This is a genomic window from Piscirickettsia litoralis (genome assembly GCF_001720395.1).
In the GTDB taxonomy this organism is placed as follows: Bacteria; Pseudomonadota; Gammaproteobacteria; order Piscirickettsiales; family Piscirickettsiaceae; genus Piscirickettsia; species Piscirickettsia litoralis.
This window is the reverse complement of sequence record NZ_MDTU01000001.1, coordinates 2,130,376-2,137,110: the sequence shown is the minus strand read 5'-3', so window position 1 is coordinate 2,137,110 and position 6,735 is coordinate 2,130,376. Positions and strand designations below refer to the sequence as shown.

General features: G+C 37.3%; 8 protein-coding genes. 2 read left to right on the top strand and 6 right to left on the bottom strand.

Annotated elements, in window-relative coordinates:
- Nucleotides 1-202: 202 nt before the first annotated feature.
- Complete coding sequence (locus BGC07_RS10575) at nucleotides 203-1,102, bottom strand: L-lactate dehydrogenase (RefSeq protein WP_069313083.1); 900 nt, start codon at nucleotides 1,100-1,102, stop codon at nucleotides 203-205.
- Nucleotides 1,103-1,360: 258 nt separating this feature from the next.
- Nucleotides 1,361-1,519, bottom strand: coding sequence for a hypothetical protein (locus tag BGC07_RS20670; protein WP_158006913.1), 159 nt, complete (start codon nucleotides 1,517-1,519; stop codon nucleotides 1,361-1,363).
- A 328-nt stretch (nucleotides 1,520-1,847) separates the two neighbouring features.
- Between BGC07_RS20670 and BGC07_RS10570 the strand changes: the two genes are divergently transcribed.
- Entirely contained in the window at nucleotides 1,848-2,615 is a 768-nt protein-coding gene (locus tag BGC07_RS10570; protein WP_069313082.1) for a substrate-binding periplasmic protein, read from the top strand.
- Between the two features lie 144 nt (nucleotides 2,616-2,759).
- Here BGC07_RS10570 and BGC07_RS10565 read toward each other — a convergent pair whose 3' ends face one another.
- Both BGC07_RS10565 and BGC07_RS10560 read right to left on the bottom strand, forming a co-directional pair.
- Entirely contained in the window at nucleotides 2,760-3,620 is an 861-nt protein-coding gene (locus BGC07_RS10565) for a hypothetical protein (RefSeq protein WP_139121669.1), read from the bottom strand.
- 215 nt (nucleotides 3,621-3,835) lie between these two features.
- Nucleotides 3,836-4,207, bottom strand: a complete 372-nt coding sequence (locus tag BGC07_RS10560; RefSeq protein ID WP_069313080.1) for a response regulator transcription factor — start codon at nucleotides 4,205-4,207, stop codon at nucleotides 3,836-3,838.
- Nucleotides 4,208-4,614: 407 nt separating this feature from the next.
- Between BGC07_RS10560 and BGC07_RS10550 the strand changes: the two genes are divergently transcribed.
- The gene (locus tag BGC07_RS10550; protein WP_069313078.1) at nucleotides 4,615-4,932 is read left to right on the top strand and encodes a hypothetical protein; all 318 of its coding nucleotides are present in this window, start codon (nucleotides 4,615-4,617) and stop codon (nucleotides 4,930-4,932) included.
- Nucleotides 4,933-5,175: 243 nt separating this feature from the next.
- On the opposite strand, the gene BGC07_RS10545 is transcribed toward BGC07_RS10550, so the two are convergent.
- Both BGC07_RS10545 and BGC07_RS10540 read right to left on the bottom strand, forming a co-directional pair.
- On the bottom strand, nucleotides 5,176-5,904 hold the full coding sequence (locus BGC07_RS10545) for a substrate-binding periplasmic protein (protein WP_069313077.1): 729 nt from the start codon (nucleotides 5,902-5,904) through the stop codon (nucleotides 5,176-5,178).
- Between the two features lie 76 nt (nucleotides 5,905-5,980).
- A complete protein-coding gene (locus BGC07_RS10540) occupies nucleotides 5,981-6,205 on the bottom strand; it encodes a hypothetical protein (RefSeq protein WP_069313076.1) in 225 nt (74 codons plus the stop codon).
- Between the last annotated feature and the right edge of the window lie 530 nt (nucleotides 6,206-6,735).

Here is a 6,735-nt window from a genome sequence, read left to right as displayed (position 1 = left end):
GTCCTAGTTCGACCGCTTTCAAATGTCCTAATTAAATATCGTGAAACACTTACAATTACTGGGTTATCACCGTAAAACCTAGAACATGCGGACATCCACTTTTTGAAAAAATCACAGAATCAAATCGCGCGGTGTTCCCCACCGCACCACCATCATTTGATAGTACGGACCCTAAATTTCAGAATAGCTATAAAAACCCGGGTTAAGATAACTTTTTTAACTTCTCTATTGTTAGATTTAATTTTTCTTTTTCATTGTCAGGTAGATTTAATGGCATATGACGCAATATTCCTGATGCTCCAAGCACTACCGGGACACTGAAATAAATATCATGCTCTTGGTGATACACAGAAAGTGGTAAAACTGCGCGCTTGTCGTAGATAATCTTTTTACAGATTGACGCTAAACACGCCCCGATTCCATAATATGTAGCCCCTTTCCGGTTGGTAATCTTATACGCTCTATTAGAAGTTTCAGTCGCATATTGCTCTAATCTCTGTTTATCAAACTCATTTAGTTCTTTTATCGGAATTCCCCCAATCATTGATAAACTCCATGCAGGAAACTGGCTATCTCCATGCTCTCCTAAAATATAAGCATGTATGGAAGAGATCGATAAATTAAGCGTGTCAGCAATTGAGCCTCGTAAACGGTAAGTATCTAACAACGTACCTGAAGAAAACACTTGATGAGGGGGTAGTCCGCTACATTTTAGTGCAGTCAGCGCCATAACATCTGCAGGATTCGTTGCCATAACAACAATACAATTTTCTGGAAGTTTGCCTATTTTACTAAAAATAGACCTCATTATCTCCTTATTTCTATTCAGTAGATCAACGCGAGTTTCACCAGGTCTTTGGTTGCTTCCTGCGGTGATCACAATAATAGAGGCTGTTTTAGCTTCAGATAGATCTGCCTTTCTTATAGACGAGCCACCGTTAAATGATAACGCGTCGATAAGGTCCATTTCTTCGCCTTGTGTCCGCTCACAATCAACATCAATTAATAGTAGTTCTGCAGGGATCCGCCTTAACGTTATTGCATAAGCAGTCGTTGCGCCAACTGATCCTACGCCAATAATAGCTATTCTTGTACTCTTCATTGTTCATTTACTCATCAATAAAAGCCTGTTCAGTATTTTACTACTAAACCTCGAGAAACAAGAAATCAGCGCCGCGAAGCCGGCGGTGTGCCCCACCGCATAGCCACCACATCAGAGTACGGCCCCTAAGTTTCTTAAACTTGTTATATTGACACAACAAAAGGCTTGACGCACAATGCTGCGGCCAAATAAATTAACAATTGCAAGTTATTGTTTGGTGGTCATGGAGGCACTAACTACCCACCATGACCTTTTTAACTAAATTTCCATAGTTGATTCATTGTTTGTTTGTTGCGAGGAGGAAAAACTTAATTCCTGGCACTCTTTAGCAAAACTCTCTAGAAATAAGGACTTAGGAGCTTCCTCCATCTGTTTTGTATTGTCTTTTGCTGTTTCCGTCTTACTATCTTTCAACATAATCTCCACCTCCTTTAGTCTCCAATATACCGCGCCGCAACAATTTTACTGTTACTCTAAAACAAATCGGCTATAGTCGATGCTAACATAACTTTAATATACAACGCCAGCATGAAAATGCAGTGCACAATAAGGCTGCATATTGGTGCAACTATTTGAATCACACGACCTCCATCATATTAACGGCTTTCGACGCTCTCTTTATTTTACTTTTAAAATCAGCATAAAGCGCTCCAATTTACTGATATAAAACTTATCTTTAAGTCACACAATATCTTCAAAAACAACTATACTTCAGCCAAACTTGTGTAATTCATTGGAGAATACAATGAAAGTCCTGATTAGCTTAATCATGGCCCTGGTAATGAGTTTTTTCGGTTTAAATAGCTTTGCAGCTAAGGAAACTGTACTGCTCTATACCAATTATGCACCTTTCTCTTACGGTTCAACTAAAAGTCCTCAAGGACTTTACCCTGAACTTATTAAAGCCATTTTTTTCCGCATGGATGATGATTTACGTATTCAAGTTTTCCCTTGGAAACGCACACTATCGAGTGCAGAACAAGGTAAAGGATTTATCGCTGGTATCTACAAAACGCCCAAGCGTGAAGAGATTTTCAACTATTCACAGCCATTCTATGTTGAAGAAGTGATGGTTTTTGTTCCTACCGATAGTGCGATTAACATCAACTCGTCCACCGACCTATCGGCATTAAAAGGTAAAAACGTGGGGCTGGTCGCCGGATTTAGTTATGGTAGTACCGTCGACGCGGTTGTAAAAGCCAAACTCTTCAAAGAGCAGCGCGCCAATAGTGATATTTTAAATTTCAAAAAGCTGCTTAAAGGCCGCTTAGATGCAGTAATCTCTGCCAAACTCACCGGACAAACAATCATCGCAAAAATGAAACTTGGCAATAAAATTAAAATGATTAATGTACCTGTCAATAAAGGAGATGTTTATATCGCAGTCTCTAAAAAGTTAGCGGATAAAGTTGCAGTCCTTGATCGCTTTAACAAAGCCATTGAAAGCATGAAGCAAGATGGTAGTTATAATAAATTTATGGAAGAATTTATCGAAAGAGCAGCAGGGCAATAGCCTTGCGCTCGCTCAATTTTCGTTATCGCTATGATTAAGCGCTAAAGGGTTGAAGAGAACAAAACCCCTCGGAAAACAAAAAATCAGCGCCGCGAAACCCGCGGTGTGGCGCACCGTACAAGGCCCCACCCCCTCAGGAGTACCTTAAGAAGCACGAACAAGCCAAAAATATAAACCCAAAGTAGCCACTACGGTAAAAACAAACATCTGGGAAAAAATATACCAATAAAGATGAGCATGTAGAAAAAATGGTAATTTTATACAAGATGTAAGCATAATGCTAAAAAATGCAAATAAAGCAACATACATAGGAAGTCTATAATTAGACCACCAAGGGTAGTTTTTTCTCGCTAACTTGTTTAACTCTAAATTTAATTTATCGGCCTCTTCTTTTTTATTGATAATTTGGTAACACATTGATCCTGAATAGTTGCCATTTTGAATAATGTAGGACACAGCAATAATAAAAATAAACTTATTTCCTTCATTATGAGAAAACAAACCGTCAATATATCCAACATGTTCTCTATCATCATTAATCTTATCCAACTTGTTTAAACCGTTTGTTCGTCCGATTAAACATTGAAGTTCAGCTTTAAGCTTCTCTGATGCTATTTTACCCCATCGGCTATCTGGTCCATTAGGGGAGTGAAGAAGATACAAAAAAGCTAAATCTTTAAATACCACACGATTTTTAACATTCGACGCATCAGTAAATGCATTATAACGATCAAGTGCCCGCTGCCTATTAATTTCACCTTTGTCTTCATTTATGTGTTGCGTAAAACGCCACCAAAAGAAACCGAGGAAAAATATTAAAATAGATAATAACGTAAATAGAAGCTTGATCCCTTGAGACTCAATGGTAATTATTCCAAAAATACTAGCTTTTGTAACTTTGATATTAGGGTCTATTAAAAATGCAATTCCAACCAATATACATATACAGCTAACAAATAGAAGATTTCTTCGCTGTCTTTGTACTGCCGGGTTCATATTGTCCATTCTAACCACCCCCAATCATTCAGTTATGGTTAGAATAGCGCAGCTTGCGGCTCTTTGCCCTTTAAAAGCATATGTTACACTTTCGCCTTAAACGTCACAGCAGAGCTTTGCTCTCTGTCTAAGATTCGTCTCAAATTGTGGCTAATTAGTGCGTCTACCCACCTCATAATGCCTCACTTATGTAACTATGGTTAGAATAGCATCGCCTAGCCACTTTACTTCCATAAAATCCATAAGTCTTCTAAGGACTGTAAAATTTCATTTTTCCTATCACCTTTTTTAATTAAAAAATCAATAACATCACTTTCAATTGCTTCTTTAACGCCTGGGTCACCAGAAAAAGCAGTAAATAACACTCTGCGTGCATTCGGTTGAACTTTTTTTACATGCCTCAAGACTTCAAGACCATCCACATTGTACATGCGTAAATCAGTGATCACCGCATCAATTACAACTTTATCAATTAAATGAATAGCTTCCTCACCAGAAAGCGCCCTCAGCATAGTAACATCTGCCCATTGTTGAGGGATAATCCTAGAAAGTGATAAAAGCACGTTTTTTTCATCATCAACAACTAGTATTTTCATAATTCACCGCCTTTAAAAGCAGTTAAATTATAGTAAAATCAAGCCAAGAAACGTCAAAAAATTAAGATAACACGTAGAATTTACAGTAAATACAATATATCAATCAAATAGCAATTTAGCCTCTATAATTTTGGTTATGATGCAGAAAAATAAATAAGTTTCATAATGAAAAAGCATTTCACTTTTATTGCCGTCCTATGTCTTTTTGTTTTTACTTCAACGCTAGCTCAAGCCAAAAACTACGAGCTACGAAAACTAAACCCATCAGCTCCTGGAGGGTTTAACTCTGTTGGGACGTACCCATCATACGCAGACTGCGCTAAAGCAATGAAAGCCGCTAAAATTAGTGATCCTGCAGGCTCATATGCTTGTATGGAAGCCCATTAATCTAACAGAAGGACAAAAACATGAAATTAATTGCGATCGCTTTACTCTTTAGCTCGTTAATTGTCCCCGCCTCAATCTCTGCAGCCTCCAAATGCAGTGGGAACGGCTGTAAGTATGTTACTTTTGGGTTCTGGAAAAATCCAACTGGTGGATATAACCAAGTTAGGATTAAAAACAATTCAAGCAATACAATTAGAGTTAAATACCGCACAGTAGCAAATGTAGGACAATGCAGTGGATACTTTATAAAAACGTTAGCTCCCCATCAGTATTACAAAAAAAATGCCCCGTATGCAAATATTGGTTATTGTTTGCCACATCAAGCAAATATTCAATGAAACATTATTATTTTTAATAAGGGGTATGAAGTCGTCGGCAACTTAAGTTTTGTCCGATTCTACCCCAAAGCTCAGCGGCATTGTTCATAACTTCGCTTAATAAGATGCTTTGCTCGTTGTTGGCAAAGCTTTCTGCGATTTTAGGCTACAGTGATTTTATGCTCAAGTAGCCTGCGCACTACTTTGTCTTGGTAAGCTATCCATGTATCTTTAGGCTACAATCTTACGGTCTATATTCTTGCATTAAAACGTAGAATCCATCGCCTTAGACTTATTGATAAGCTTTAACCCTTCGTTTACCCTATAGAGAATTTCTTTGGCATTTTTATGCTTTTTAGATACTAAAAAATAAGTGGGTATTGATACAAGGGATGCCGTCGCAAAAGTCAGCTTCGAAGCCTCCTCTCTAGTCAAAAAGTTCTCTATTAGATCTTTACAAACTTCTTTATCGCAGGGAAAGGCATCTATACGGCCAATCAATAATTTCTTCAAATTAATTAGATCACTTCGAGCAAGGTCATAAGTGAACTTATCTTTTGACGCCAAATCGAACTTTTCACCATAACTATACCCAATTGTTCCTCCTAATCTTTTCCCAGTTAAATCGCTTAAATTTGAAAAATAAACAGGGTTACTTTTGCTGTACCAAATCACTGTATCAGAAAAGCCAATAGGCAAACTAAAATAAAACTCTTTTTCCCTCCCAGGGGTTTTGAACCAAGGGATCGTTCCATCGTATTTAGCTTCTTTAGCTTCAAGAAATGCTCTTTTCCAAGGCAGCCATTTAAATTCAACAGATACTCCTTGTGAGGATAAAGCATGAATCATAGTGCTTGCTGTTAAGCCATAGCCCGTTACTGTTTGAGAGGTATATGGAGGCCACTCACCTGTTACAACAGTAATTTTTGATATAGTCGCCAACGTTGAGGACATAAAACCAGATAAAAATAAAATAACGAGCAGCTTAAACATATAGAATCCTCTTATACCCATCCATACTACTTTATTAAGTCTAGATTAAGCTTTAGCTTTATATAACCATTGAGTTTCATACCCCTTGACTATGTCTATCCGTAGTTGCCTCTGCCGATTTTTGGCTTTTCAAACTTGCTTTTATTTCTTTTGCACACTCTTCTTGTGTTTGGTTCTCTAGATTTTCACAACTAACCGCGCCTGACTTTGATGTTGTGCTCTCACCGTTTAAAAAAGCGATCCCCAGAATAATTACAACTACCAAAGCGATAACCACCGTCATCTTATAATTTCCAAGCATAAAATCGATCCTTTTGATTTAATTAGTTTCCTTTTCATATCATATGTTAAGCACCATAAGTAACAAAATTTTTAGGTTAATATTAGGCATTTCTGGTGGTTGTTCCAATAGCCTGAATACGTCAGTAAATAGGCAACAAGAGGTTCTGAATTAACCTTTATCCTATGTGTGGCCTAGCTTTACAGCAATTTTGATTAAAGATGTGTTTCACAAACGAACGTATATTTAACACCCTACATTTTGGCTAAAAATAGGCAAAAGCTGGTTTCATAAACCGTAACATAAAGTACATTATACAAACATCTATAAGCATGATTAATTTAGCATGAGGATTAAGATTGGATTTAAAAAATATCCTTGCAAAGCTAGATGACGTAATGGATAGAGCATTTTTTAGAACCTATACTACCAGTTTACTAACGTATTCCAACTGCCCCCCTTAAAAGCATATATATTACACCTTCGCCTTAAACGTAACATATGCTCGTGCGTCCTTTAGTTATAGAATAATACTCTAACTTTAGAAAAAT